General features: G+C 41.8%; 15 protein-coding genes, 3 tRNA genes, 3 rRNA genes and 1 pseudogene. 14 read left to right on the top strand and 8 right to left on the bottom strand.

The window, feature by feature from the left end; all coding sequences use genetic code 11:
* Positions 1-34: 34 nt before the first annotated feature.
* The 3 genes and pseudogenes from AACL23_RS05015 to AACL23_RS05005 form a co-directional block, all read right to left on the bottom strand.
* Positions 35-1,792: a hypothetical protein gene (locus tag AACL23_RS05015; protein ID WP_339050471.1), complete on the bottom strand. Its 1,758-nt coding sequence runs from the start codon at positions 1,790-1,792 to the stop codon at positions 35-37.
* 327 nt (positions 1,793-2,119) lie between these two features.
* Positions 2,120-2,224, bottom strand: a pseudogene (locus AACL23_RS05010) (ATP-dependent 6-phosphofructokinase); the annotation flags it as partial.
* 320 nt (positions 2,225-2,544) lie between these two features.
* Positions 2,545-3,168 carry a TIGR04211 family SH3 domain-containing protein gene (locus AACL23_RS05005; protein ID WP_012738027.1) on the bottom strand — a complete coding sequence of 208 codons (624 nt, stop codon included), beginning with the start codon at positions 3,166-3,168 and terminating at the stop codon, positions 2,545-2,547.
* A gap of 257 nt (positions 3,169-3,425) precedes the next feature.
* On the opposite strand from AACL23_RS05005, the gene AACL23_RS05000 reads away from it, so the two are divergent.
* The 4 genes from AACL23_RS05000 (at position 3,426) to AACL23_RS04985 (ending at position 8,516) form a co-directional block, all read left to right on the top strand.
* Positions 3,426-4,736 carry an adenylosuccinate synthase gene (locus AACL23_RS05000; RefSeq protein WP_100096749.1) on the top strand — a complete coding sequence of 437 codons (1,311 nt, stop codon included), beginning with the start codon at positions 3,426-3,428 and terminating at the stop codon, positions 4,734-4,736.
* A 77-nt stretch (positions 4,737-4,813) separates the two neighbouring features.
* Entirely contained in the window at positions 4,814-7,162 is a 2,349-nt protein-coding gene (gene rnr, locus AACL23_RS04995) for a ribonuclease R (RefSeq protein WP_422389626.1), read from the top strand.
* Positions 7,155-7,898, top strand: coding sequence for a 23S rRNA (guanosine(2251)-2'-O)-methyltransferase RlmB (rlmB, locus tag AACL23_RS04990; RefSeq protein WP_095033875.1), 744 nt, complete (start codon positions 7,155-7,157; stop codon positions 7,896-7,898). Before rnr ends, rlmB begins: the two co-directional genes overlap by 8 nt.
* 60 nt (positions 7,899-7,958) lie before the next feature.
* Complete coding sequence (locus AACL23_RS04985) at positions 7,959-8,516, top strand: YcbK family protein (RefSeq protein ID WP_339050465.1); 558 nt, start codon at positions 7,959-7,961, stop codon at positions 8,514-8,516.
* A 234-nt stretch (positions 8,517-8,750) separates the two neighbouring features.
* Here AACL23_RS04985 and AACL23_RS04980 read toward each other — a convergent pair whose 3' ends face one another.
* Together AACL23_RS04980 and AACL23_RS04975 are read right to left on the bottom strand one after the other, a co-directional pair.
* The gene (locus tag AACL23_RS04980; RefSeq protein ID WP_012738022.1) at positions 8,751-9,413 is read right to left on the bottom strand and encodes a hypothetical protein; all 663 of its coding nucleotides are present in this window, start codon (positions 9,411-9,413) and stop codon (positions 8,751-8,753) included.
* Positions 9,414-9,455: 42 nt separating this feature from the next.
* On the bottom strand, positions 9,456-9,791 hold the full coding sequence (locus tag AACL23_RS04975; protein ID WP_044612239.1) for a hypothetical protein: 336 nt from the start codon (positions 9,789-9,791) through the stop codon (positions 9,456-9,458).
* Between the two features lie 1,187 nt (positions 9,792-10,978).
* On the opposite strand from AACL23_RS04975, the gene AACL23_RS04970 reads away from it, so the two are divergent.
* From AACL23_RS04970 to fumC, 9 genes are all read left to right on the top strand, one after another.
* Positions 10,979-12,527 (top strand): 16S ribosomal RNA (locus tag AACL23_RS04970).
* Positions 12,528-12,612: 85 nt separating this feature from the next.
* Positions 12,613-12,689: transfer RNA gene (locus AACL23_RS04965), tRNA-Ile, on the top strand.
* Between the two features lie 56 nt (positions 12,690-12,745).
* Positions 12,746-12,821 (top strand) — tRNA-Ala (locus tag AACL23_RS04960).
* Between the two features lie 83 nt (positions 12,822-12,904).
* Positions 12,905-15,806 (top strand): 23S ribosomal RNA (locus AACL23_RS04955).
* A 59-nt stretch (positions 15,807-15,865) separates the two neighbouring features.
* Positions 15,866-15,981: ribosomal RNA gene (rrf, locus tag AACL23_RS04950) — 5S ribosomal RNA — on the top strand.
* The 16S, 23S and 5S rRNA genes sit together here with 3 tRNA genes alongside, the layout of an rRNA operon.
* 73 nt (positions 15,982-16,054) lie before the next feature.
* Positions 16,055-16,130: transfer RNA gene (locus AACL23_RS04945), tRNA-Trp, on the top strand.
* 876 nt (positions 16,131-17,006) lie between these two features.
* Positions 17,007-17,690, top strand: a complete 684-nt coding sequence (locus AACL23_RS04940) for a hypothetical protein (RefSeq protein ID WP_234817384.1) — start codon at positions 17,007-17,009, stop codon at positions 17,688-17,690.
* Between the two features lie 257 nt (positions 17,691-17,947).
* A complete protein-coding gene (gene nadA, locus AACL23_RS04935; RefSeq protein ID WP_100096743.1) occupies positions 17,948-19,009 on the top strand; it encodes a quinolinate synthase NadA in 1,062 nt (353 codons plus the stop codon).
* A 23-nt stretch (positions 19,010-19,032) separates the two neighbouring features.
* Entirely contained in the window at positions 19,033-20,430 is a 1,398-nt protein-coding gene (gene fumC / locus AACL23_RS04930) for a class II fumarate hydratase (protein ID WP_015874110.1), read from the top strand.
* An 89-nt stretch (positions 20,431-20,519) separates the two neighbouring features.
* On the opposite strand, the gene AACL23_RS04925 is transcribed toward fumC, so the two are convergent.
* Positions 20,520-21,311 carry an inositol monophosphatase family protein gene (locus tag AACL23_RS04925; RefSeq protein ID WP_015874109.1) on the bottom strand — a complete coding sequence of 264 codons (792 nt, stop codon included), beginning with the start codon at positions 21,309-21,311 and terminating at the stop codon, positions 20,520-20,522.
* A gap of 163 nt (positions 21,312-21,474) precedes the next feature.
* Here AACL23_RS04925 and trmJ point away from each other — a divergent pair, with 163 nt between their 5' ends.
* Positions 21,475-22,206: a tRNA (cytosine(32)/uridine(32)-2'-O)-methyltransferase TrmJ gene (trmJ, locus tag AACL23_RS04920; RefSeq protein WP_193432650.1), complete on the top strand. Its 732-nt coding sequence runs from the start codon at positions 21,475-21,477 to the stop codon at positions 22,204-22,206.
* Positions 22,207-22,358: 152 nt separating this feature from the next.
* On the opposite strand, the gene gyrB is transcribed toward trmJ, so the two are convergent.
* Positions 22,359-24,773: a DNA topoisomerase (ATP-hydrolyzing) subunit B gene (gene gyrB, locus AACL23_RS04915; RefSeq protein ID WP_015874107.1), complete on the bottom strand. Its 2,415-nt coding sequence runs from the start codon at positions 24,771-24,773 to the stop codon at positions 22,359-22,361.
* Positions 24,774-24,797: 24 nt separating this feature from the next.
* On the bottom strand, positions 24,798-25,877 hold the full coding sequence (recF, locus tag AACL23_RS04910; protein WP_100096741.1) for a DNA replication/repair protein RecF: 1,080 nt from the start codon (positions 25,875-25,877) through the stop codon (positions 24,798-24,800).
* Between the last annotated feature and the right edge of the window lie 8 nt (positions 25,878-25,885).

Genomic DNA, 25,885 nt, shown 5'->3' with positions numbered 1-25,885 from the left:
AGGATGGGCCATTACATCCATTACATTAGGGTTTTCACAGGCCTTTATAGTACAAAGTAAAGCCTTTTTCATCAGTAAGGCGACCTCCACTCCAAATAGGTGTCCAGATGGGCGAAATATTTTTTTGAGGAAATTTAATTTCATCTAGCACCAGAAGAAATGCGCAACGCGGTAACAGGGCCGATGTTAAAAAATCGGCAGAGGGTTGCAGGTTCTCCTTTACCTTTCCTAATAAACGGGTGTGCTTGCCATCTCGATCTGCTTTAGTACACCATCCCGGTGGCCGCGTTGCGGCTTCAGGTGAGTCCAATTCACAGCTTTCGCTGCGGTTTTCAAAAAGGTCTAATGTAGAATTTTCAGTGATATTTGAGTACTTTTTTTCAAAAAATGTCATTGAAATACCCGCTTTGCTTGTTACATAGTGAAGCATCCCGATTTCTGATTCACCTAATCCCTCTGTTATCAGGCATCCGTTATGATTAGCCATGACGGAGTTCATAGATAAAAAAGTCTGTTCGTAGCTTCGAGATGCATCAATCCAGGGTATCAAGAGTAAAGCCGTCGTAGACCACAGTATGGCAAGGCCACAACCCCAGGAACGAATAATATTTTTATCGTTTTGTCGAACGACACGGCACCAGCAGATGATCAAAAAGCATACTAACGCCACCAGCATGCCATTTGTATGCAACACGAAAGGAAGAGGCAAAACATCGCTTACATTATGCCATATTAGACCTAGTAACGTGGCTTCACCGTTATAACCAAGATTGATCCAAGTCATCAATATGATTAATAACATCATAAAAAAGAAAATATTTAATCCTTTTTGCCATTTTAAATTTATTGATTCCATTAAATGTAAAAAAGGCAGTGCGACTAAAATCATGGCAGGCAAGATTGGGAGCAAATAAAGATCACGCATAGAGGCTGAGACGAACAAAGTGCATAAACCGGTGATCAAAAAAACAATAGCGACATAATAGCCTCGTGTTTTTATTGCCGGATATATCGAATTTTTTTCTTGAGTTGTTTTAAGTTTACAAGACCAAGAACGTAATAAGCGAAATAATAAAAGCGCTAACCCTGCCAATAAAAAAAGAGAGGTCGGGGCTCCGTTAAACAATATGGAGACGAATTTGTCAACATAAGTCACATCATTGCCACCTAACCTTGCTGATCCTGAAAAACGCCCGATGTTATTGAGCCAAAACCATTCATTAAATAAATTTGGGTGAGTTCGATAAATCAACCAAGGCCAAATGAGCAGGAAAGGAGAGGCGGTTAAGGTAGCAAAAAAGGAAAATTTCAACGAAAGCCTGTGCCGAAAATCAGAAAAAACAACCAGAAAAATGCAAACACTTAAACCAAGAATACAAAGAATAAATAATCCTTTTGATAAAAAAGCGATGCCAATACCCGAGCCAAATAAACTGCCATAGTAGCTTGGACGTTTTTCTGAAGTAGGCGATGCAACAAGAATCAGTGCACTCAAAGCCATCATTGCCCCAGCCAATTGACCAAGATCTGCTGTGAATTTATGAATGTGTTCAACAAAACCTAATGTGCCGACTAATAAACACAGAGCATTCATTTGCCAGTTCGCCAAAATGGGCATTGTGGTCAAATTTGGCCCACATTTTTTGCAACTAATTTCTTCATGCAAACAACGAGATGCCAATAAAAAAGCCCATACTGTAATGCAAATACAGAGTACTACCGCGAATCGCGATGATTCATGAGCAGGTAAAAATGGCAGAATTTTTATGAAAAAGGCACCTATCCAAGCCATGAATGGAGGTTTTTCCATAAACGGAAAATCACCCACATGAGGCACAAGCCATGCGTTGTGAATAACCATATTCCAAGAGATATCAAAAAAATAAGGTTCATCTGCTTTCCAAGGAAAGCGTCCAAAAATACCTAAAAGGACATAGAAAAAAAACAGAATATACATGCATCTATGAACAGAAAATGCCTTATTTATTTTTGCGGATACAGAAAAAAAAAAGCGCTTTAAATAAACGAGGCCGCATGAAAGATCCTTTTTAATGAATTAATTGATTTTGAGTAAAGTGTATGATTAAAAGGAGATTTAAAAGAATGTATTGGCGGTATCTCACCAATTATGTTTGAATTTTTTACGTTTATTATCTAGAGTAATACATTCAGAAATAGACTCATGCACCATTTTATCATCCCGCACTCCTACACAGCAACTCACCTCTTGGCTCAATCATTGAGGTCGATTTCTTCCCCTTCACTGTGAAAGGTGTAATGGCTGTGTAATGGTATGGTACTGTTAACAAAGTAAATGTTTAAAATAATCTCTGTTTTTGAGGATGATAAAAGATGAAAAACAGCCAGTATCCCATTAAAGAGGGGGGGATTTTATAAAATAATCGAACCTCATAATTATCTTCACATAAGCCACTCACTCTGCTTATTATCAAAGAATGATCACCTGATTTATATCAATTTATTATCCAAAACTCAGATTTCCCGATCAATGAGACAAACCCGATTAAATATCAGATACATGACCTAATCCATCCAACGGTGATTTCTTTTACGACGCGGAATCAAAAAAGGAAGCAGCAAACCCAAAATAAAGCCTGTGCCAGCCACCATTCCTCCGTAAGTAAACCATTTCATCATGATGTTGTTTTTCTCGGCGTTTGTTTTATTTTCAATTTCGTTGATCTGTTGATTGCGGATAGTAAGCTGCTCTTTTAATCCTTTATTTTCACTTTTTAAACCCTCAATCAATTTTTCACTGAGCGCAATTTTTTCTTGTATTTCTTGGCTACGCTCTTTCAAACGATGGTGAGTGTCATTTAATTGATCCGTTAAATTTTTAATTTTCTGCTCCAAGTCGGGTAAACGTGAAAGTTGGCTTGGTACTTGGCTGAGCTGCTTCGCAGGGAGCCAAACAACACGTCCTTTTTTATCGCGGATTTGAGCATACTGAGTGGTGGTGTGGACGTCCAGCAAAGTGACGGGTTCACCTGCTTTTAATACACCGAGGATACGATACTCATCCCCAGGGCCGCTATGAACATAGGTCGTTAGGTTATCTGAAATATAACGTTCTTCTTCTGCTGCTTGTGCACTTAAAGAGATAGGTAAACTCAATATCGCAAGATAGATGCAATGTCGTTTTTGCATGATGTCATCGTTTTCATTAATAAGGTAACTGGAAATGAGCTAAATAGTAGATGTTTAATGGCGCAGATGCAACGCGCTTATCATTTTAACCTCATTTGAATTGACTGCCCTCAATACGGCGTTGCAAAAGATTTCATCAAACCGCCCATCATTAAATCCATCGAATTTTTCAATTTTTTTAAAAAAACAAATAAAGTGCTGTCAGCATAAAAATCAAATGTTAGAATCTTTTTTTAAGCAATTAGGTGATTTTTGACATGGGTAAAAATATAGTCGTGCTTGGAGCACAATGGGGTGACGAAGGTAAAGGCAAAATTGTTGATTTGCTGACTGAACGGGCAAAATATGTTGTGCGTTATCAAGGCGGGCATAATGCCGGCCACACCTTAATCAGCAAGGGTAAAAAAACGGTTTTACATCTAATCCCTTCTGGCATTTTGCGCAATAATACCATCAATATTATTGGTAACGGCGTGGTCTTGGAGCCTCATGCTTTAATCAAAGAGATCAAAGAACTTGAGATGCAAGGTGTGCCTGTTCGTAACAGGTTATTGCTGTCTGCCGCTTGTCCACTGATCCTTCCTTATCATGTCGCTTTGGATAATGAAAGGGAAAAAGCGCGAGGGAGCAAAGCCATTGGTACCACTGGCCGTGGAATAGGGCCTGCTTATGAAGATAAAGTCGCCCGCAGGGCATTACGTTTAGGTGATCTTTTCAATCAAATAACTTTTGAATCACAGCTTAAAGAGGTCATTGAATACCATAATTTTCAATTGGTCCATTATTATAAAGCAGAGCCGGTTCACTACCAGCGTGTTGTTGAGAGTATATGGGGCATTGCCGATATATTAAAAAATATGGTGATTGACGTCACGCAAGTATTAAGCCAAGCCAGAGAAAAGGCTGAAAATTTACTATTTGAAGGCGCACAAGGCACTTTTTTAGATATCGATCATGGTACTTATCCTTATGTGACCTCTTCTAATACCACTGCGGGGAGTGTCGCAACAGGTGCTGGTTTTGGTCCTTTGTATATTGACTATATTTTAGGGATCGTCAAAGCCTATTCGACTCGTGTGGGGGCAGGCCCTTTCCCTACCGAACTCAATGACGAGACAGGGAATTTTCTTCGTGATAAAGGCCATGAATACGGCGCCACGACAGGCCGAAGCCGCCGTACAGGGTGGCTTGATGCCGTCAGCTTGCGGCAGGCGGTTCAAATGAATTCCTTATCTGGTTTGTGTATGACCAAATTGGACGTATTGGATGGGCTAAAAACCGTTAAAATTTGCGTGCGTTATAAGAGAACTGATGGCACGGAAACCATGAATACCCCTATTACATCGGCTGAGTGGGCAGAAGTTGAACCTATATATGAAGCCTTACCGGGATGGAAAGAAAGCACATTTGGCATTAAAGAGAAAAGCCAGTTGCCTCAAACGGCGTTAAATTACATCAAACGTGTTGAAGAACTGACTGGTGTCCCGGTAGATATCATTTCTACCGGACCCGATCGCGAAGAAACCATTATTTTGCGACACCCATTTGATGAAATGATAAAAAAATAGAAAAAGATCGACTAAAATTTTTTACAAAATGCGCTTTTGGCATTGTAATGACAATAGACAACGAAGGAGAAATTTTGATGTCGCAAGATCCTTTCTTTGAACGTGAAGCAAAGAAATACGAATCTCCTATTCCTAGTCGAGAATTTATTTTAGCGCACCTTGCTCAACGTGAAACGCCTGTTAGCCGTATAGAGTTGGCTAATGATCTGAATTTATCAGGTGAAGCGTCTCTGGAAGCCCTGAGGCGTCGTTTAAAAGCTATGGAACGTGATGGACAACTGGTTTTTACTCGCCGTCAATGTTACGCGTTGCCAGAACGCTTAGATTTATTAAAAGGCACGGTGATAGGCCACCGTGATGGTTTTGGTTTTTTACGTGTTGAAGGGAGTAAAGACGATTTATATCTTTCTGCGGAACAGATGAAAAAAGCCATTCATGGTGATGTCGTTCTGGTGCAACCCTTGAGCCCTGATCGCAAAGGGCGAAGGGAAGCACGGATTGTGCGAGTCTTGGTACCCAAAAAAAGCCAGATTGTCGGTCGTTATTTTGTCGATGCCGGTGTCGGTTTTGTTGTGCCCGATGACGCCCGATTGAGCTTTGATATTTTGATTCCATCGGAACATGCTCAAAGCGCCCGTATGGGATTTCTGGTGGTGGTAGAGCTCACTCAGCGCGCGACCTATTGCAGTAAAGCTGTAGGTAAAATTATTGAAATATTAGGGGAGAATATGGGTACAGGCATTGCCGTTGATATGGCGCTACGTACCCATGAAATTCCTTACCTCTGGTCAGATGAAATAAAAAAAGAAATAGGCCAATTAAAGGAAGAGGTTCCCGAAGAGGCTAAACAAGGACGAGTTGATTTACGAGCATTGCCTTTAATGACCATTGATGGTGAAGATGCCCGTGATTTTGACGATGCGGTGTATTGCGAAAAAAAACGAGGAGGGGGTTGGCGTTTATGGGTGGCGATTGCAGATGTGAGCTATTACGTTCGCCCTAATACCGCACTGGACGATGAAGCAAAAAATCGAAGTAATTCAGTCTATTTCCCTTCTCAAGTCATTCCGATGCTGCCTGAAATTTTGTCAAATGGACTCTGTTCCCTCAATCCATCAGTGGATCGTTTATCCATGGTCTGTGAAATGACGCTTTCTGCGCAAGGCAAACTCTCATCTTATCGATTTTATGAAGCCACCATAAAATCACACGCACGTTTAACTTACACAAAAGTATGGCGCATCCTTGATGGTGAACAAAGCTTACGTGATCAATATCAACCTTTGATCCCTCATCTTGAAGAGCTTTATGCGATGTATAAAATGCTTGATCGTGCAAGAGAACAACGCGGAGGGATTGCATTTGAAACAGAAGAAGCCAAATTCATTTTTAATGAGCAAATGCGGATAGAACGCATTGAGCCTTTATTACGAAATGACGCACATAAATTGATCGAAGAATGCATGATTCTAGCCAATATTGCCGCTGCCCGTTTCGTTGAAAAACAGAAAGAGCCAGTGCTTTTTCGCGTCCATGATCGCCCTTCAGACGACGCTATGACAGGATTACGCAGCGTTTTGGGTGAACTCAGTTTGGCATTAGGAGGCGATCTCAAACCACAACCCAAAGATTATGCAGAACTGATGTGTAAAATAGCGGATCGCCCAGATCAACAAATGTTGCAAACCATGCTACTGCGATCTATGAAGCAGGCGGTTTATGATCCCGAGAACAGAGGTCACTTTGGTTTGGCATTAAGCTCTTATGGACATTTTACTTCCCCTATTCGCCGTTATCCTGATCTCGTGATGCATAGAGCGATTAAATATCTCCTTTGGAAGACATCGAACGAACAAAATACGAAGCAACAAGATCCTCTCAAAACACGCTCAACACCGACTGGAGGTTGGCACAGCACCTATGAAGAAATGCTTGAACTGGGCCAACATGCTTCCATGGCAGAACGTCGTGCTGATGAAGCGACCAGAAATGTGGCTGATTGGTTAAAATGCGATTTTATGCGTGATCAGGTTGGGAATGTCTTTATAGGGATCATCACCACCGTGACTGGTTTTGGATTTTTTGTTCGTCTTGATGATTTTTTAATTGATGGTTTGGTGCATGTTTCTAGTCTGGATAACGACTATTATCGGTATGACAGTATTGGGCAACGTATGATAGGGGAATCTTCAGGGATCCTTTATCGTTTAGGGGATACGGTGAAAGTTAGGGTAGAGGCGGTGAATATGGATCAACGTAAAATTGATTTTTCTTTAGTTTCCAGTGACAGAAAACCTCAAGTCAAAGGGAAAACCGCCCGAGAAAACGCAAAAAAAACCAAAATGAAAAATACGAAAGCGCCCCCTCAAAAAAAGCGGGCGAGAACCAATCCAAAAAAAACCACTATTAAGAAAGATGATGAGTGACATTATTTACGGTTTCCACAGTATTAAAGCATTTTTAGAGCATCACCCAGAGCGTTTTTTGGAAATTTTTGTTTTACAGAATAATGACAGTTATCGTCTTCAATCCTTGGTAAAAGAGCTCAAATCGGCTGGTCTGAGTATTCTTTTCACTTCTCGCCAATATTTAGACGCTCAAACTGGCGGCGGAGTCCACCAAGGCATCATGGCGAAAGTGTGTTCTGCGCATCAGTATCAAGAAAATGAGTTACCAGCCTTACTCAATAGCTTGGATACCCCTTTTGTTTTGGTATTAGACGGCATCACTGATCCTCATAATTTAGGGGCCTGTTTACGTAGTGCCGAGGCCAGCGGCGTACAGATCGTCATATTGCCACGTGATCGGAGTGCTCCTTTGAACGCCACTGTAAAAAAAGCGGCCAGTGGCGCTGCCGAAAATATTCCCGTGATCAGGGTTACCAATCTGGCTCGTACTCTCAGAGTATTGAAGGAATATCATCTTTTGATTATAGGTACGGCAGGCGAAGCAAAAAAAACGGTGTATGAAGCGAGGATGACAGGCTCTATGGCTTTAGTGATGGGATCCGAAGAAAAAGGGCTACGTCGTTTAACTCGAGAGCATTGTGATCATTTAATACGAATTCCCATGCTGGGCAGGGTCTCTTCTTTAAACGTATCGGTTGCCACTGGTGTTTGTCTGTTTGAAGCAGTACGTCAACGCAATATGAAAAAGATATGAATTCCATTTTTTATAGGTCGTTAAGGTTATTTAATATTGATATTATTCACAGAGACAACTATGGATAAAATAGATAAGCATCGACGGAAGTGGTTTATTTTAGGAGGCGCTTTTTTGGGATCGGTTCTGTTATCTCCTTTGGGTTTGGCGGCATCCCGTCCGAAGCCGAGAATACTACAAATTAATCACACTCATACAGGAGAATTTATTAAAACAGAGTTTTTCGATGGAAGAAAATATAATAAAAAAGGGCTGTCTCGTTTAAATTACATATTTCGAGATTTTAGAGCCAATAAATTAAAATCTATTGACTCTCAATTATTTAATCAACTGTATCGTTTACAAAATTTATTGGGTACCAGTAAACCTATACAGCTTATTTCAGGTTATCGAACAAAAAAAACCAATAATTTATTAAGAAAGAGCAGCTCTGCTGTAGCTATAAACAGCTTTCATACTTTAGGTCGTGCTGTGGATTTTTACATTGAAGGCATACCACTGAACAAAATTTATAAAGCGGCATTAAGAATGAGAGCCGGGGGAGTAGGTTATTATCCTAAAAGTCATTTTATTCATATTGATACTGGTCCGGTACGCAACTGGTCATCATATCAATAGAGCTCTGATGCAATCTAAAAGTATTGTCACTAAAAGTTGTGTCACGGATGAAAACATACAGATCTCCATTTTCTCTTTATCCAAAGCCCCGTAAAAGCTTTCATATCCAGGCGCTGTCCTTTTTTATCACCCTCAAAAAAACAAAGCCTATCTTAATATTAACTTTGTTAACAGTGCCATATCACGCTGAGTAACCCAACAACGCCCTGCACTCGCCGGGTGGGTCAATTTTATCTAAACATTTTCAGAATTCTCGCTGTTGATAGCGGATAGCATTTTTAAAAGCTGAGGTTTTAAAAGATATAGGTTATGAAGCTCAAATTTAGCATCCTTTTTATTTCGTTCTATGAATATTTTACTGCTTATTTTTTTACCATCTTCTGGTATTGAATAATATTTCTTAGAAAACAACCGTAATTCTTGATTGAGATTTTGTTTAACAACTTCTAAAGTTTTACCACTTAAAATAGAACTCAAGTCTATGCCATCTTCCTGGATTATTTTTTTCATATTTGCTATCTGTTCTTTTGTTAAAGAAGTCTTGTTTTTTGTAAAAAAGTTTTGTTTAGAATTATTTTTGGTTTTATTATTTTCCATTTTTTCTAGCTTGGCTAAAACAGCGTTTTTTACTACTTGAATGTTATACTTCAAAGTAGGGTCTGAATTGTCTAATATTTCAGTACCATATTTGAGAGTGTTTTTATTTTTTATGATTTTATATAGCATTGAGTATAACTTCGAGTACTGAAGGTGTTCATGATGGCCCTTTATTTCTTTGTCGATTTCGTTCTCAAGCTCTTCTTGAATGTTCTTTAAAGAAACGCTGTTGTTATCGAGCTCACTGTGTTCTAGAATCTTCTGAAGCATTTCGTTCCTATATGCAAAAAATAACTTCATTGTAGATTTAGATCCTTCGAGCGTGAATAAAAAATCGTTTTCTTAATAATCTGTCAAGGTAGTCAGCACTCGTTCAACGAAAGAATCTTGCAAAACAGTAGCCCCAAAATTTTTATTTATAATCAGTTTTGCAATACATTGCATCGGTTTAGAAAAATTCATCGACTCAAGTATCGAATTGAGCCATCCTTGAACCAAATGAGCGTTATTCGCTTGATTTATGGAATGATGGAAGAGAATCGACCTACCAGTACGAACTATCTCTCTGGTGTGTTCGCCAAAAAATCCAGTGTCTATAGCATAATCCTGAGCGATTGGTAGGCTGCGATACAAAATGCGTTTAGCTAAATTGTTGCGGGTAATGAAACCGCCAGTCATACGTTTAGGCTAATCCATTCAATTTACTACTATTATCCAGTGCTTTATACAATAGGATATTTCCTAAGAGCTTCACGTTCGAAATCGTTAGGTATCTCATATGTTTAAGCTACTTTTTTTAAAAGAGGTTTTGTAATCTGCATCACAGGTGAGAAAAAATAGACATGGTGATTATGATATTCGAAAGTAATATCTATATGGGCATCAGCGTTGATTAATTGAATAAATTCTTGAGAAGTCATAGTCCTTCCATCTATGTTTCACCAAACTTCATTTGGGTAAGCTAAAAAAGCAGAAATATCTAAAAAATAGAACTGTTAATAACATTAAGTAATTGAATTTTATTATTTTAAATAAAGAGTATCATTTTGAACTTTTTCATGTATTTCACTCAAGTTAGCTTTTTGCGAAAATAAGGTCATTTAAAAAATATTTAGAGTAAATAAATTTACATCACTAAGTATAAATATAGTTATCGTTAATTTTTACCCAGATCATCAGAAACATTCATAATAATCCCTGTACTTTAAATATTATTAATATGTATTTTTTACTGTATGGAAATGCTAATTTTGATATTTCTTTTTATAAATATAAAAAAACACTCATACAATAATTGGCGTTGTTTGGTACTCAGCTATCGCAAACGCGTTCTAAATTTTAGGCGGTTCTATAGCTTTGAAGCATACCAAACCGGGGGAATTGATTTCATATCCCAAAAGCGATCCTGATTTCCTGATTTCCTGTTCCTGGTACTTAAATTTTTGTGAATGAAGTCAATTTCCAGACATGCAAACGCTGAAGGGCAATTTCGGCTAAATTTCGTTGGCCGTATTGGTGTTTTTTCTGCCACGCCAGTAAGCCTTAATGAGCAATCTCATCAATATGTTCCGACCGTTTCGGCTGGTGATGATCGTTCCCCGTAAAATGATCTCTCGTTGGGATAATAATTCGGGAGCATACTTTAATTAGCATGATAGATGTGTATTGTAATGGAAGAAAGGGATGTAAAGGAGTTGACGGGAGAGAATAAGTGAGTAGAATGCGCGGTCATGTTGTGATTAGGAAGCAGCTCTTTAAAAATTTATCAGATAATGTGTGTGTGCACTGAAGTGAGAGGGAATGATATTAACGTTATGATGTTGAGCAAACAGAGATGTTTGTGAGACGAAGAGAATAAGAAGTAAGAATTGAAGAGTTTGATCATGGCTCAGATTGAACGCTGGTGGCAGGCCTAACACATGCAAGTCGAGCGGCATCGAGTGAGCGCAGTTTACTGAGTTCACGTCGGCGAGCGGCGGACGGGTGAGTAAAGTCTGGGAATCTGGCCGAAGGAGGGGGATAACTGCTGGAAACGGCAGCTAATACCGCATGAAGTCGCGAGACCAAAGTGGGGGACCTTCGGGCCTCACGCCGTCGGATGAGCCCAGATGAGATTAGCTGGTAGGTAAGGTAAAGGCTTACCTAGGCGACGATCTCTAGCGGGTCTGAGAGGATAGCCCGCCACACTGGAACTGAGACACGGTCCAGACTCCTACGGGAGGCAGCAGTGGGGAATATTGCACAATGGGCGAAAGCCTGATGCAGCCATGCCACGTGTGTGAAGAAGGCCTTCGGGTTGTAAAGCACTTTCAGCGAGGAGGAAGCGATAAATGCGAATACCATTTATTTTTGACGTTACTCGCAGAAGAAGCACCGGCTAACTCCGTGCCAGCAGCCGCGGTAATACGGAGGGTGCGAGCGTTAATCGGAATAACTGGGCGTAAAGGGCATGTAGGCGGTGAGTTAAGTCAGATGTGAAATCCCCGAGCTCAACTTGGGAATGGCATTTGAAACTGGGTCGCTAGAGTTTTCTAGAGGGGGGTAGAATTCCAGGTGTAGCGGTGAAATGCGTAGATATCTGGAGGAATACCGGTGGCGAAGGCGGCCCCCTGGAGAAAGACTGACGCTGAGGTGCGAAAGCGTGGGGAGCAAACAGGATTAGATACCCTGGTAGTCCACGCTGTAAACGATGTCGATTTGGAGGTTGCGGTCTTGAACTGTGGCGTCCGGAGCTAACGCGTTAAATCGACCGCTTGGGGAGTACGGCCGCAAGGTTAAAACTCAAATGAATTGACGGGGGCCCGCACAAGCGGTGGAGCATGTGGTTTAATTCGATGCAACGCGAAGAACCTTACCTACTCTTGACATCCACGGAATTGTGCAGAGATGCGCAAGTGCCTTCGGGAACCGTGAGACAGGTGCTGCATGGCTGTCGTCAGCTCGTGTTGTGAAATGTTGGGTTAAGTCCCGCAACGAGCGCAACCCTTGTCCTTTGTTGCCAGCGCGTAGAGGCGGGAACTCAAAGGAGACTGCCGGTGATAAACCGGAGGAAGGTGGGGACGACGTCAAGTCATCATGGCCCTTACGAGTAGGGCTACACACGTGCTACAATGGCGTATACAAAGGGATGCGAACCTGCGAGGGAAAGCGGAACTCAGAAAGTACGTCGTAGTCCGGATTGGAGTCTGCAACTCGACTCCATGAAGTCGGAATCGCTAGTAATCGTAGATCAGAATGCTACGGTGAATACGTTCCCGGGCCTTGTACACACCGCCCGTCACACCATGGGAGTGGGTTGCAAAAGAAGTAGGTAGCTTAACCGCAAGGAGGGCGCTTACCACTTTGTGATTCATGACTGGGGTGAAGTCGTAACAAGGTAACCGTAGGGGAACCTGCGGTTGGATCACCTCCTTAACTATAAACTCTCACTATCAGTGTCCACTCACATTATCTGATAAATCATGAAAAAAGACGACATTTCGTTTTTGTATCTTACATTGGGTCTGTAGCTCAGCTGGTTAGAGCGCACCCCTGATAAGGGTGAGGTCGGTGGTTCAAGTCCACTCAGACCCACCAACTTACCTTAAATTTTTGATGGTATGTTGTAACTTAAGATAATTTTTTTATTGTATGGGGCTATAGCTCAGCTGGTAGAGCGCCTGCCTTGCACGCAGGAGGTCAGCGGTTCGATCCCGCTTAGCTCCACCAAGTTAAATCATTTTCAAGAAATTGCTCTTTAAAAATAAGGGATAAGCAAGAGATTGTAAGTCAGAAACAATTTCGGGTTGTAAGGTTAAGTAATGAAGCGTACAGGGAGGATGCCTAGGCAGTCAGAGGCGAAGAAGGGCGTGTTAATCTGCGAAAAGCGACGGTAAGCTGATAAAAAGCGTGTTAGCCGTTGATACCCGAATGGGGCAACCCAGTGCAGAATATGCACTATCGTAATATGAATAAATAGTATTGCGAGGCAAACCAGGGGAATTGAAACATCTCAGTACCCTGAGGAAAAGAAATCAACCGAGATTCCCTAAGTAGCGGCGAGCGAAAGGGGAGGAGCCCGGAGTCACCATCTTTGCGCAATTAGGGGAATCGTTTGGGAAGACGAGCCATAGAGGGTGATGGCCCCGTACCTGAAAATTGCAGCAGAGTGAGCTCGAAGAGTAGGACGGGACACGTGATATCCTGTTTGAAGATGGGGGGACCATCCTCCAAGGCTAAATACTCCTGACTGACCGATAGTGAACCAGTACCGTGAGGGAAAGGCGAAAAGAACCCCGGGAGGGGAGTGAAATAGACCCTGAAACCCTGTACGTACAAGCAGTGGGAGCTTCGAAGCAATGAGAAGTGACTGCGTACCTTTTGTATAATGGGTCAGCGACTTATATTTTGTAGCAAGGTTAACCGAATAGGGGAGCCGAAGGGAAACCGAGTCTTAACTGGGCGATGAGTTGCAAGGTATAGACCCGAAACCTAGTGATCTAGCCATGTGCAGGTTGAAGATGTGTTAATCCACATTGGAGGACCGAACCGACTTATGTTGAAAAATGAGCGGATGACATGTGGCTGGGGGTGAAAGGCCAATCAAACTAGGAGATAGCTGGTTCTCCCCGAAAGCTATTTAGGTAGCGCCTCGTGGGTTTATCTTCGGGGGTAGAGCGCTGTTTTGGCTAGGGGGCCATCCCGGCTTACCAACCCAATGCAAACTGTGAATACCGAAGAATATGACCACGGGAGACACACGGCGGGTGCTAACGTCCGTCGTGGAGAGGGAAACAACCCAGACCGCCAGCTAAGGTCCCGAAGTCATGGTTAAGTGGGAAACGATGTGGGAAGGCTTAGACAGCCAGGATGTTGGCTTAGAAGCAGCCATCATTGAAAGAAAGCGTAATAGCTCACTGGTCGAGTCGGCCTGCGCGGAAGATGTAACGGGGCTAAACCATGCACCGAAGCTGCGGATGCGTGCAAACGCATGGTAGGGGAGCGTTCTGTAAGCCGAAGAAGACGCTCTGAGAAGAGTTTTGGAGGTATCAGAAGTGCGAATGCTGACATGAGTAACGATAAAGCGGGTGAAAAGCCCGCTCGCCGAAAGACTGAGGTTTCCTGTCCAACGTTCATCGGGGCAGGGTAAGTCGACCCCTAAGGCGAGGCTGAAAAGCGTAGTCGATGGGCAACAGGTTAAGATTCCTGTACTGAGTATTACTGCGAAGGGGGGACGAAGAGGGCTAGGCAATCCGGGGGCCGGTGGTCCCGGTTCAAGCGTGTAGGAGGATGCGCCAGGCAAATCCGGCGCATCTTGACTCTGAGGCGTGATGAGGATTGCCCTTATGGGGTAAGAAGTTGCTGATGCCGAACTTCCAGGAAAAGCCTCTAAGCAACAGGTAATAGTCAATCGTACCGAAAACCGACACAGGTAGTCAGGTAGAGAATACTAAGGCGCTTGAGAGAACTCGGGTGAAGGAACTAGGCAAAATGGTGCCGTAACTTCGGGAGAAGGCACGCTGGCGTTAGGTGAAAGGACATGCTTCTGGAGCTGAGGCCAGCCGCAGAGACCAGCTAGCTGCAACTGTTTATTAAAAACACAGCACTGTGCCAACACGTAAGTGGACGTATACGGTGTGACGCCTGCCCGGTGCCGGAAGGTTAATTGATGGTGTGAGTGTCAAAACAAAGCACTTGATAGAAGCCCCGGTAAACGGCGGCCGTAACTATAACGGTCCTAAGGTAGCGAAATTCCTTGTCGGGTAAGTTCCGACCTGCACGAATGGCGTAATGATGGCTAGGCTGTCTCCACCCGAGACTCAGTGAAATTGAACTTGCTGTGAAGATGCAGTGTTCCCGCGGCAAGACGGAAAGACCCCGTGAACCTTTACTATAGCTTGACACTGAATATGAAACCTTAATGTGTAGGATAGGTGGGAAGCGAAGAAGTGTAGACGCCAGTCTATGTGGAGCTGCTGTTGAAATACCACCCTTTGATGTTTGATATTCTAACTTGGTCCCGTTATCCGGGGTGAGGACAGTGTCTGGTGGGTAGTTTGACTGGGGCGGTCTCCTCCTAAAGAGTAACGGAGGAGTACGAAGGTCAGCTCATCACGGTCGGACATCGTGAGGTGAGTGCAAAGGCATAAGCTGGCTTGACTGCGAGAGTGACGGCTCGAGCAGGTACGAAAGTAGGTCTTAGTGATCCGGTGGTTCTGAATGGAAGGGCCATCGCTCAACGGATAAAAGGTACTCCGGGGATAACAGGCTGATACCGCCCAAGAGTTCATATCGACGGCGGTGTTTGGCACCTCGATGTCGGCTCATCACATCCTGGGGCTGAAGTAGGTCCCAAGGGTATGGCTGTTCGCCATTTAAAGTGGTACGCGAGCTGGGTTTAGAACGTCGTGAGACAGTTCGGTTCCTATCTGCCGTGGGCGTAGGAAGATTGAGGGGGGCTGCTCCTAGTACGAGAGGACCGGAGTGGACGCATCACTGGTGTACGGGTTGTCATGCCAATGGCATTGCCCGGTAGCTAAATGCGGGAGAGATAACCGCTGAAAGCATCTAAGCGGGAAACTTGCCCCAAGATGAGTCTTCCCCGCAAGAGATTGTGGTAAGGGACGTTAGAGACGATGACGTAGATAGGCTGGGAGTGTAAGTGCAGCGATGTATTCAGCGGACCAGTACTAATGACCCGAGAGGCTTAACCTTACAACACCGAAACTGTTTTAGAGCGCATGACTTGCTTATTCTGAAGAAAAAAAATATGGCTTGGCGGCCAAAGTGCGGTGGACCCACTTGAAACCATCCCGAACTCAGAAGTGAAACGCCGTTGCGCCGAGGGTAGTGTGGGGTTTCCCCATGTGAGACTAGGACACCGCCAGGCTCCTTACATAAGCAGCCAAAACATTTAAAGCCGGCCTTTCTGTTGACGACATACTTACTGAAAAGACATTTTTAGGGGTGTAGTTCAATTGGTAGAGCACCGGTCTCCAAAACCGGGTGTTGGGAGTTCAAATCTCCCCACCCCTGCCATGCTTAATATAAAAGTTCAAATTTCATCTCACCTCTTCAACTGTTTACAACACCTTTTACCCCTGATTGCCATTGAGGCTCCTGTTTTTCATACAATTAAAAACATCCAAAAAATACTTGAAATATCTTCCGACTTACTCATCTGACCTCAATAACATTGAGCACATATCTCCCCAAGCTAGAAAATGACGTATTAATATGTTCAAGTGCTTCCTGTATAAAAGAACCTGCATCTGAAAGCACTGGGATTTAAGGAAACCGAAAGAGTTGTTTTTTTCAAAAATGAATTAATGAAATCTGATGAATAATCATACCAACTGCATGCTTTTCTAAAATAGAAACTTTAGAGCATTTTAAAAATAGAACATGATTTTCATAACATTATCTTTTTAGCGTAGGTTTTCGCCCCGTTGGCCCAACCCCTAGGTAGAGGAAAAACACACTCATCATCAAGATTTTATCGCGAAAATCCGAGCTAAGGTTGAACATCCTTTTCGGGTATTAAAATGCCTCTCATTCGCCCTTGATACTAAAAAATGCGCTAGAGGGCGCTATACCGTTAAAAGAAAACGTATTAACCTCGTTTTTTATCAGATTATTTTTAGGTTTTCAGTGTTTCCATAACCGTTACAATTGTAAAAAATGAAAATTATTTTCATTTTTTAGATTTAATATTTTTTCAGTATATTTTTATATCAATATATTTATTTTTTAAAATTAAACAACATATTCGGCTATGCTCTTTCCATAAAAATTTATAGTAGTCAGATTAATTTTGATCTCTTATAGATGAAAAAGAGCGTTTTTTGTAAAAATTTATTAAACACTTCAATTAAAATATTCAAATATAATTTATATATTTTAATCGAGGTGTTTATGCATATAAAAATTCCATTTTTTTCTACCAATAGAAAATATGTTTTTGAGACTCCATCACAAAAAAACAACCTTTTAAATAAAGTGAAAAAATTTTTCAAAAAAATGAAAAATTCAAATAACAATATTCAATTAAATAATTTTTTAAATTCTAAAAAAATAGATGTACGTTCTCAGGGAGAAAATTTTCTAAATGATTTAAGAAAAATCAAACACATAAATCTTGAAACAGTGATCCAGTGTCGAAATAAATACAATGATCTTAAAAAAGGGGTGCATACAAATAAAAAAGAAGAAGTAACTGGAATAGCAATGGCCTTCGTTTTATTTGAAAATGTTAAATTTAAATTAGATGATTTTCTAGTAATTGCAAAAATCCGAAATATATGCGAAGAGCATGGGAAAGATCATGGTTTTAGTGATGAAAATTCTACAGATGATTTACTGAAAACAGATTTTAAGGGTCTTGTGGATCAAGCTGCTTTTTATACAGTTCAAGAGGAACTTTTCGGAAAAACCAATTTGACACATGCTAATATAGCAAGTATTTATAAAAATAATAGTTATAAGATAAATCAATATTATGATTATTTATCTAAATTACAGGGTCTTTCAACATATAACGATGAAGAGATCAAAAGTCTTTTAAACTCCTTAAAAGCAGATAAAAAACTGCATGCTTGAGTCGTTAGATAAATTTTATAATAAGATTTTTTTGAGTCAAATATGCAATTTGTTGATTGGTCTTCAAAGATAAGATTCTCATTCAATAAATATTCGAATTACTTTATCATACATTCCCTCTTTAAAAACACCTACTTTACACAACAACCCATAAATTGAATAAATGAGTACCTTTCGATTATTGAAAATTTAAGTCAACAAGTGCAATCTATATGACATTTAATGCAAAAAATTGAACGATGTATGAGCGATGACCTATGTTAGATCTAAATTCAATTGATTATCCGTTCCCTACTGCTCCCGTTTCATTGAGCCAGAATGAAACCGTATTTTATCGTGAAAAAATCAAAGGATTGTTAAAAAAAAGGAATGCGGTATTGGTCGCGCACTATTACACCAGCCCAGATATTCAATCTTTGGCAGAAGAAACAGGGGGTTGTGTCGCCGACTCATTAGAAATGGCGCGTTTTGGTTGTCATCACCCTGCATCGACTTTACTGGTTGCCGGCGTTCGTTTTATGGGGGAAACGGCTAAAATTTTGAGCCCAGAAAAAACGGTATTGATGCCGACGCTAAAAGCGGAATGCTCTTTGGATTTAGGTTGCCCTGCTGATGCATTTAGCGCTTTTTGTGATACTTATTCTGATCGTACCGTGGTGGTCTACGCCAACACCTCGGCCGCCGTCAAAGCAAGAGCAGATTGGGTCGTCACCTCAAGTATTGCGGTGGAATTGATAGAACATCTGGACGATTTAGGGGAAAAAATCATTTGGGCGCCAGATAAACATTTAGGACATTATGTTCAAAAAAAAACGGGGGCAGATATCCTTTGCTGGCAAGGGGCTTGTATTGTTCATGATGAATTTAAAACACAGGCCTTAGTTCAAATGAAGGCGCTTTATCCTGACGCGGCGGTATTAGTGCACCCAGAATCTCCTCAAACGGTGGTCGAGTTGGCAGATGCCGTGGGATCAACCAGCCAGCTGATTCAATCGGCCAAAAGCTTACCTCATCAAACTTTGATCGTTGCGACAGACCGAGGGATTTTTTATAAAATGCAGCAAATGTGCCCTGATAAAACGCTATTGGCCGCCCCTACAGCCGGTGAAGGCGCAACATGTAAAAGTTGTGCTCATTGCCCTTGGATGGCGATGAATGGTTTACAAGCCATGGCCGAGGCACTAGAAGCACAGGGCAGCCCTCATGAAATTTTTGTTGAAAAGGGATTGATTGAAAAAGCATTGATTCCTTTAAATCGCATGTTAGATTTTGCCAATTCATTAAAATCCTCTTTCAAAAGCACCTCAGAAAGGATTTGATCCTAGTATCAACTGGAGTCGTCATGCTCACAAAACGTATTGAAAAAGATGCCATGGGTTCTATAGAAGTACCGGATGGACAATTATGGGGCGCTCAAACTCAGCGTTCATTACAGCATTTTTCTATTTCTACTGAAAAAATGCCGGTTTTATTGATTGAAGCGCTCGCCATCGTGAAACATGCCACCGCTCAAGTGAATATCGATTTGGGATGTTTAGAAAAAGCAAAGGGCGAGGCCATTATTAAAGCAGCCCAAGAAATTATAGAAAAAAAACATATTGGCGAATTCCCTTTATCTGTTTGGCAAACAGGATCTGGCACACAAACCAATATGAATATCAATGAAGTTCTCGCCAATAGAGCCAGTGAAATTTTAGGCGGCAAAAGAGGCATGGCGCGTTTGGTCCATCCTAATGACGATGTGAATAAAAGCCAAAGTTCTAATGATGTTTTTCCAACCGCCATGCACATATCTGTTGTGTGTGCGCTTAAGAAAAATTTATTATTGCAATTAAAAATATTACAAAAAACTTTTCAAGAACAATCAGCTGAGTTCCATTCTATTGTGAAAATCGGCCGCACGCATTTGCAAGATGCCACGCCGCTCACTTTAGGCCAAGAAATATCAGGTTGGGCCGCGATGCTGTCTCATAGCATCGATCATATTCAAGCCACTTTACCGCATCTTTATGAGCTGGCATTAGGGGGGACAGCCGTAGGCACTGGGTTAAATACACATCCAGAATATGCTGAACGTGTCGCGAAAAAAATCTCAGAGATGACAAAAGAGCCCTTTGTCAGCGCGCCAAATAAATTTGAAGCGTTGGCGACCTGTGATGCGTTGGTGCATGGGCATGGTGCAATAAAAGGTCTGGCCGCGTCCTTAATGAAAATTGCCAATGATATCAGATGGCTTGCATCTGGCCCTCGTTCTGGGATTGGCGAAATTATTATTCCTGAAAATGAGCCTGGCAGCTCGATCATGCCAGGTAAAGTCAATCCTACCCAATGTGAAGCCATGACCATGTTATGTGCTCAGGTGATGGGAAATGATGTCGCGATTAACATTGGTGGGGCTTCAGGTAATTTTGAATTGAATGTATTCCGCCCCATGATTATTTATAACTATCTGCAATCTATGGAATTATTATCAGATGGCATACATGGGTTTAACCAATATTGTGCAAAAGATATTCAACCTAACAGAACACGTATCACAAAGTTATTAAATGATTCACTGATGTTAGTGACGGCGTTGAATACGCATATTGGTTATGACAAAGCGGCGGACATTGCGAAGTTAGCACATAAAAAAGGTCTTACGCTTAAAGCATCGGCGTTAACATTGGGCTATCTGACGGAGGAACAGTTTGAAAAGTGGGTGCGCCCAGAAGATATGGTCGGAAACAAAAAAATATAGTTTTTATCAGAGTGGCTGGGGCCCCTCCTTGTTTTTTATGTACGGGGGGCGCCAGAATAGTTAAAAAAGACATTCAGTTTTATCTTTTTCTATTCTTTGTCCATTTTTATTTCACCGATGGCTTTCAGTAACGCTTTGATCATCATGGGGTGAGCCGCAATGATATTCTCAGATATCTCATGATCATGGCCCCCTGAAAGATCGGTGACCAGCCCACCTGCCTCACTCACCAACATTTCTCCCCCCCAAAAATCCTGTTTTTTAATGGCGATAGCGAAAAAACTGTCCAAACGGCCTGCGGCGACATAGGCAAAATCGAGGGCAGACGAGCCCGAACAATGAAAATTCATTTTTTTGTTGATAAGCAACATGATCAATTGGCTCAGCTCATGAGGTGCGTGCTTTTTTTGATCGATAGATAAAAGAGTACTGATTGTACTGCCTGTGAGATCCTTCGTTTTATTGTTCATGCGGAGACGATAACCATTAAGCTGAGCACCTTGCCCTCGAGTGGTAGTAAACAATTCATTACGAATAGGATCATAAATGATGGCTATTTCTGTCCGTCCTTTGACACGTAAAGCAACAGAAATGGAAAAATGAGGGAGGCGTTTCAGGAAATTATTTATACCGTTTATTGGATCCACTATCCATTTCATATCAGACTCTTTCTCAGGTATTGCATCGTCATATTTTGTGGTCACAATGTGAGTGGGATAGGATTGATGAATTGTTTCAATGATCCTCTGCGCTGCTTGTTGTTGGACAAAGGAGACAAACTCATTATTTTCTTGATTATAAGAGGGAGTTTCATAACATTTAGCAATAAAATTCCCTGCTTTTCGGGTCGCGCGTATGGCGATATTGAGCATCGGGTGCATTGATTGGTATCCATAAACAGATGTTAAAGAGCAAGAGATCTATAAATCAAGAACCCATAGCCAAAAGCGGGCGAGTATACACATTTCAATAAAATCATGAAAGAGTAGCAAAGGTCATCATGTGATAAAATTCACTTTTTAATTGAGTATTTTTATGGTTCGTATATTGCACAATATTCGTATTGTTTTGGTTGAAACTTCTCACCCTGGCAATATAGGCTCTGTCGCAAGAGCAATGAAAACCATGGGATTGAGTGATCTCTATTTAGTCAATCCATCCAAAAAACCGGACGCAAAAACCATATCATTGGCGGCTGGGGCCGCTGATCTGATCGAGCGGGCTACTCTGGTAGACACTCTAGATACTGCCTTGGCTGAATGCAATCTGGTGATAGGCGCCAGCGCGCGTTCACGAACTTTATCCTGGCCGGAAATAGATCCCAAACAATGCGCACTATATAGTCTTCATCAGGCCGAGAGCGGCCCTGTTGCATTAGTGTTTGGCTGTGAGCGGACAGGTTTGAGCAATCTCGAATTGCAAAAATGCCACTATCATGTGGTCATCCCTACTAACCCAGAATACAGCTCTCTGAATTTAGCAATGGCAGTCCAAATTTTGTCTTATGAAATCAGACTTGCTTATTTGAAAAGCGCCTCTGAATCTCAGATATCCAAAATACCCAATTACCCTTTAGTCAACGAGTTAGAATGTTTTTATCAACATTTAGAAGAAGTTTTGCTGCACGTTGGTTTTATTCATCCGGCTCGTCCAATACAAACAATGCATCATTTACGGCGATTATTTACACGTGCTCGCCTAGAGAATAAGGAGCTCAATATTCTACGCGGTATATTGACCTGTATTAAAAAATCTCCAATAAATTCAAAAAAATAATGTATTTTTATCGACAAGGCAGTGCACGTTCAGCGTAAAATATTAATCGACGTCGCTTATGTGCGATTTGGTATGCCGTCGTTGTGTCATCTATTCTTTTTCTTTCATTCATTCGAATGCGCTCATACTATTAGGGCAGCATGAAATTAACGTTAAATATCAATATTAGCCGCTTTTAAAGCGTTCTCTTCGATAAAATTTCGTCTAGGCTCTACCGCATCTCCCATCAACGTTGTAAACAATTGATCTGCGGCGATCGCGTCTTTTATCCTGACCTGTAGCATGCGACGCGTTTCTGGGTCCATGGTGGTCTCCCAGAGCTGGCCCGGATTCATTTCTCCCAATCCTTTGTAGCGCTGAATGGCCAAGCCACGACGAGATTCTTTCATCAGCCAATCCAGGGCCTCTTCAAAACTGTTGATACAGGTCTTTTTTTCTCCTCGTTGAAGGAAAGCACCAGGTTCTAACAGATCTCGTAATTGATCGCCCCAGTGACAGATTTTTTGATATTCGCTACTTTGAATAAAGTGCAGATCGAGCAGATAGTCCGTGTCAACACCATGGGTACGAATCTTCAATACAGGGTCATATATTTCGTTCTCTGTATTTTTATTCAATACAAAAATATAATGACTGCCTTGCGTTTCTTTTTCGTTTAATTTATCCACCAGCAGGGTCATCCAGGCTTGAAGTTTTTCGGAATCTTTGAGGTCGCCTTCCTGTAAGGTTGGTTGATAGATCATCTGATTTAAAAGGGCCCGAGGATATCGACGTTCCATTCGATTAAGCGTTTTCTGCACACTATAATGTTGATGCACCAATTTTTCGAGCGAGGCACCAGAAAGCGCAGGCGCCTGGGGATGAGTATGAAATTTGACGCCTTCCAAGGCTAAAGACATCTGGTACTTTTCCATGGCATCATCATCTTTGATGTATTGTTCCTGCTTGCCTTTTTTCACTTTGTATAAAGGAGGTTGTGCAATAAAAATATGTCCTCGTTCAATCAATTCAGGCATTTGTCGGTAAAAAAAAGTCAACAATAAAGTACGGATATGTGAGCCATCGATATCCGCATCTGTCATAATAATAATGCTGTGGTAACGCAATTTGTCGGGATTATATTCGTCTCTGCCTATCCCACAGCCTAAGGCCGTGATGAGCGTAGCGACTTCTTCAGAAGCCAGCATTTTGTCAAAACGCGCTTTCTCTACGTTCAAGATTTTTCCCTTTAAAGGCAGAATGGCTTGATTTTTACGGTTTCGGCCCTGTTTTGCAGATCCGCCTGCTGAGTCGCCTTCTACCAGATAAATTTCAGATAAAGCCGGATCACGCTCCTGGCAATCCGCCAATTTCCCGGGCAAACCGGCGAGATCCAAGGCACCTTTACGTCTTGTCATTTCACGAGCTTTACGGGCCGCTTCACGGGCACGCGCCGCATCGATAATTTTATTGACAATTGTTTTTGCATCAGACGGATTTTCAAGAAGATACTCGACCAGTTTTTCATTCATCAAGGTTTCAACCGCGGTTTTGACCTCAGAAGACACCAGCTTGTCTTTGGTTTGAGAGGAAAATTTGGGATCCGGCACTTTGACTGAAATGACCGCGATTAAACCTTCACGCGCATCGTCTCCAGTCGCATTGATTTTTGATTTTTTGCTGAAACCTTCTTTTTCCATATAACTGTTCATGGTGCGGGTCATCGCGGCTCGGAAACCGACCAAATGGGTGCCGCCATCCCTCTGTGGGATGTTATTGGTAAAGCAGTAGATATTTTCCTGAAATCCATCGTTCCACTGCAGAGCGACTTCTACACCAATGTCATCTTTGACAGTCGAAAAATAAAATACCTTTGGGTGGATGGGGGTTTTATTTTTGTTTAAATATGTCACAAAAGCTTGAATACCGCCTTCATAGTGAAAATGCTTTTCTTGATCGTTGCGTTTGTCTTCAAGGCAAATGAAAACACCAGAATTAAGAAAAGACAGCTCGCGTAAACGCTTTGCCAAAATATCGTATTGAAATTCCGTTTGGTTGGTAAATGTTTTTAGACTCGGCCAAAAACGGACCCTAGTTCCTGTCAATTCCGTTTTACCCATCACTTTTAAAGGAGCTTGGGGCTCACCCATGACATAAGTTTGTTGGTGTATCGAGCCTTCACGAGAAATAGTCAGCTCTAATTTTTCAGATAAGGCGTTCACCACTGAAACCCCTACACCATGCAATCCGCCTGACACTTTATAGGAGTTGTCATCAAATTTACCGCCAGCATGCAAGACAGTCATGATGACCTCGGCTGCCGAAACTCCTTCTTCCTCGTGAATACCGGTCGGAATGCCTCGACCATCATCTTCTACTGACACAGAATTATCCTCATGAATAATGACCGTGATTTTTTTACAATATCCAGCAAGGGATTCGTCGATCGCGTTATCCACAACCTCAAACACCATATGGTGTAAACCGGTCCCATCATCTGTATCACCAATATACATCCCTGGACGTTTACGAACGGCATCCAGCCCTTTTAATACCTTGATATTTGATGAATCATAAGTATTTGACATTCAGTTTCTCTCTTAATGTTGACTTTATGGTTGAAGCGCTATTTTGCCGTCTTCGACAAGAAATATTTTTGAGGTGTCATTGACCATCTCAACGATAGATTCGTTGTTGATGGTATTGATGAAAAATTGCGCTTGAGTCGATTTCAAACATTCGATTAATAACCGTCCTCTAGTCGCATCTAATTCAGAAGGAAAATCATCCAGCAAATAAAAACAATTTAGCCCGGTTTGCTGGGTCAACAATTCGCCCTGTGCTAATCGAAGTGCGCAGATCAATAATTTTAGCTGGCCTCTTGACAATATATTTTCTACCGTTTTGCCCTCTGCTCTGACACGAAAATCTGCTTTATGAGGGCCATAGTTGGTGTAAGCCAGTATTTTATCGCGTTCAAACTGATTTTTTAATAACTCGCCATATGCCCGATTCGGATCCCAGCCCTGTTGAAAAGAGAAGTTCAGTGACAGCTCCGGCAGTAATACTGCACAACGGGCAGTAATATGGGGTACAAGCATTTCAATGTATTTTTTTCGCCATTCGCTGATACGTTGAGCCAGAGGAATCAGTTCTTTATCCCAAGGATAGATATGATCATAACAGTTGATGTTCTGTAATAAGGCGTTGCGTTGTCTGAGTAATTTTTTAAAATTTGCCCATACATTGAAAAACTCGGATTGATGATGGAAACAGCCCCAATCCAGAAAAGCCCGCCGAAACTTAGGGCCGCCAAGGAGTAAAGAAAAACCTTCAGGTGTCATTAATTGTATCGGAAGCATTTTCGCCAAATCAGCGAACTTATGTCTGCTCGATCCATCGATACGCACTTGTGTTTCGCCTTGACGATTTTTGCTTAAACCGATGAGCGCGGTTTCATGATCTTTTTTTAGCCTCGCATGCAGCACAAACTCATGAGCATCATGACGAATAAGATGTCCCGTTTGTGAAGTGCGAAATCCCTTACCATGACCCAAAGTATAAATCGCTTCTAGTAAGTTGGTTTTACCTGAGCCATTCCTGCCGATAAAAAAATTAAATTTTACTCCCAAAAATAGGTCCGCGTAAGCGATATTACGAAAATCACGAATCAGTAATCGTGTTAATGCCATTGAATTCT

The sequence above is a fragment of the Candidatus Williamhamiltonella endosymbiont of Tuberolachnus salignus genome (genome assembly GCF_964019775.1).
Classification (GTDB): Bacteria; Pseudomonadota; Gammaproteobacteria; order Enterobacterales; family Enterobacteriaceae; genus Hamiltonella; species Hamiltonella defendens.
The sequence above is the reverse complement of the archived record's forward strand: the minus strand, read 5'-3'. Positions and strand labels throughout refer to the sequence as shown.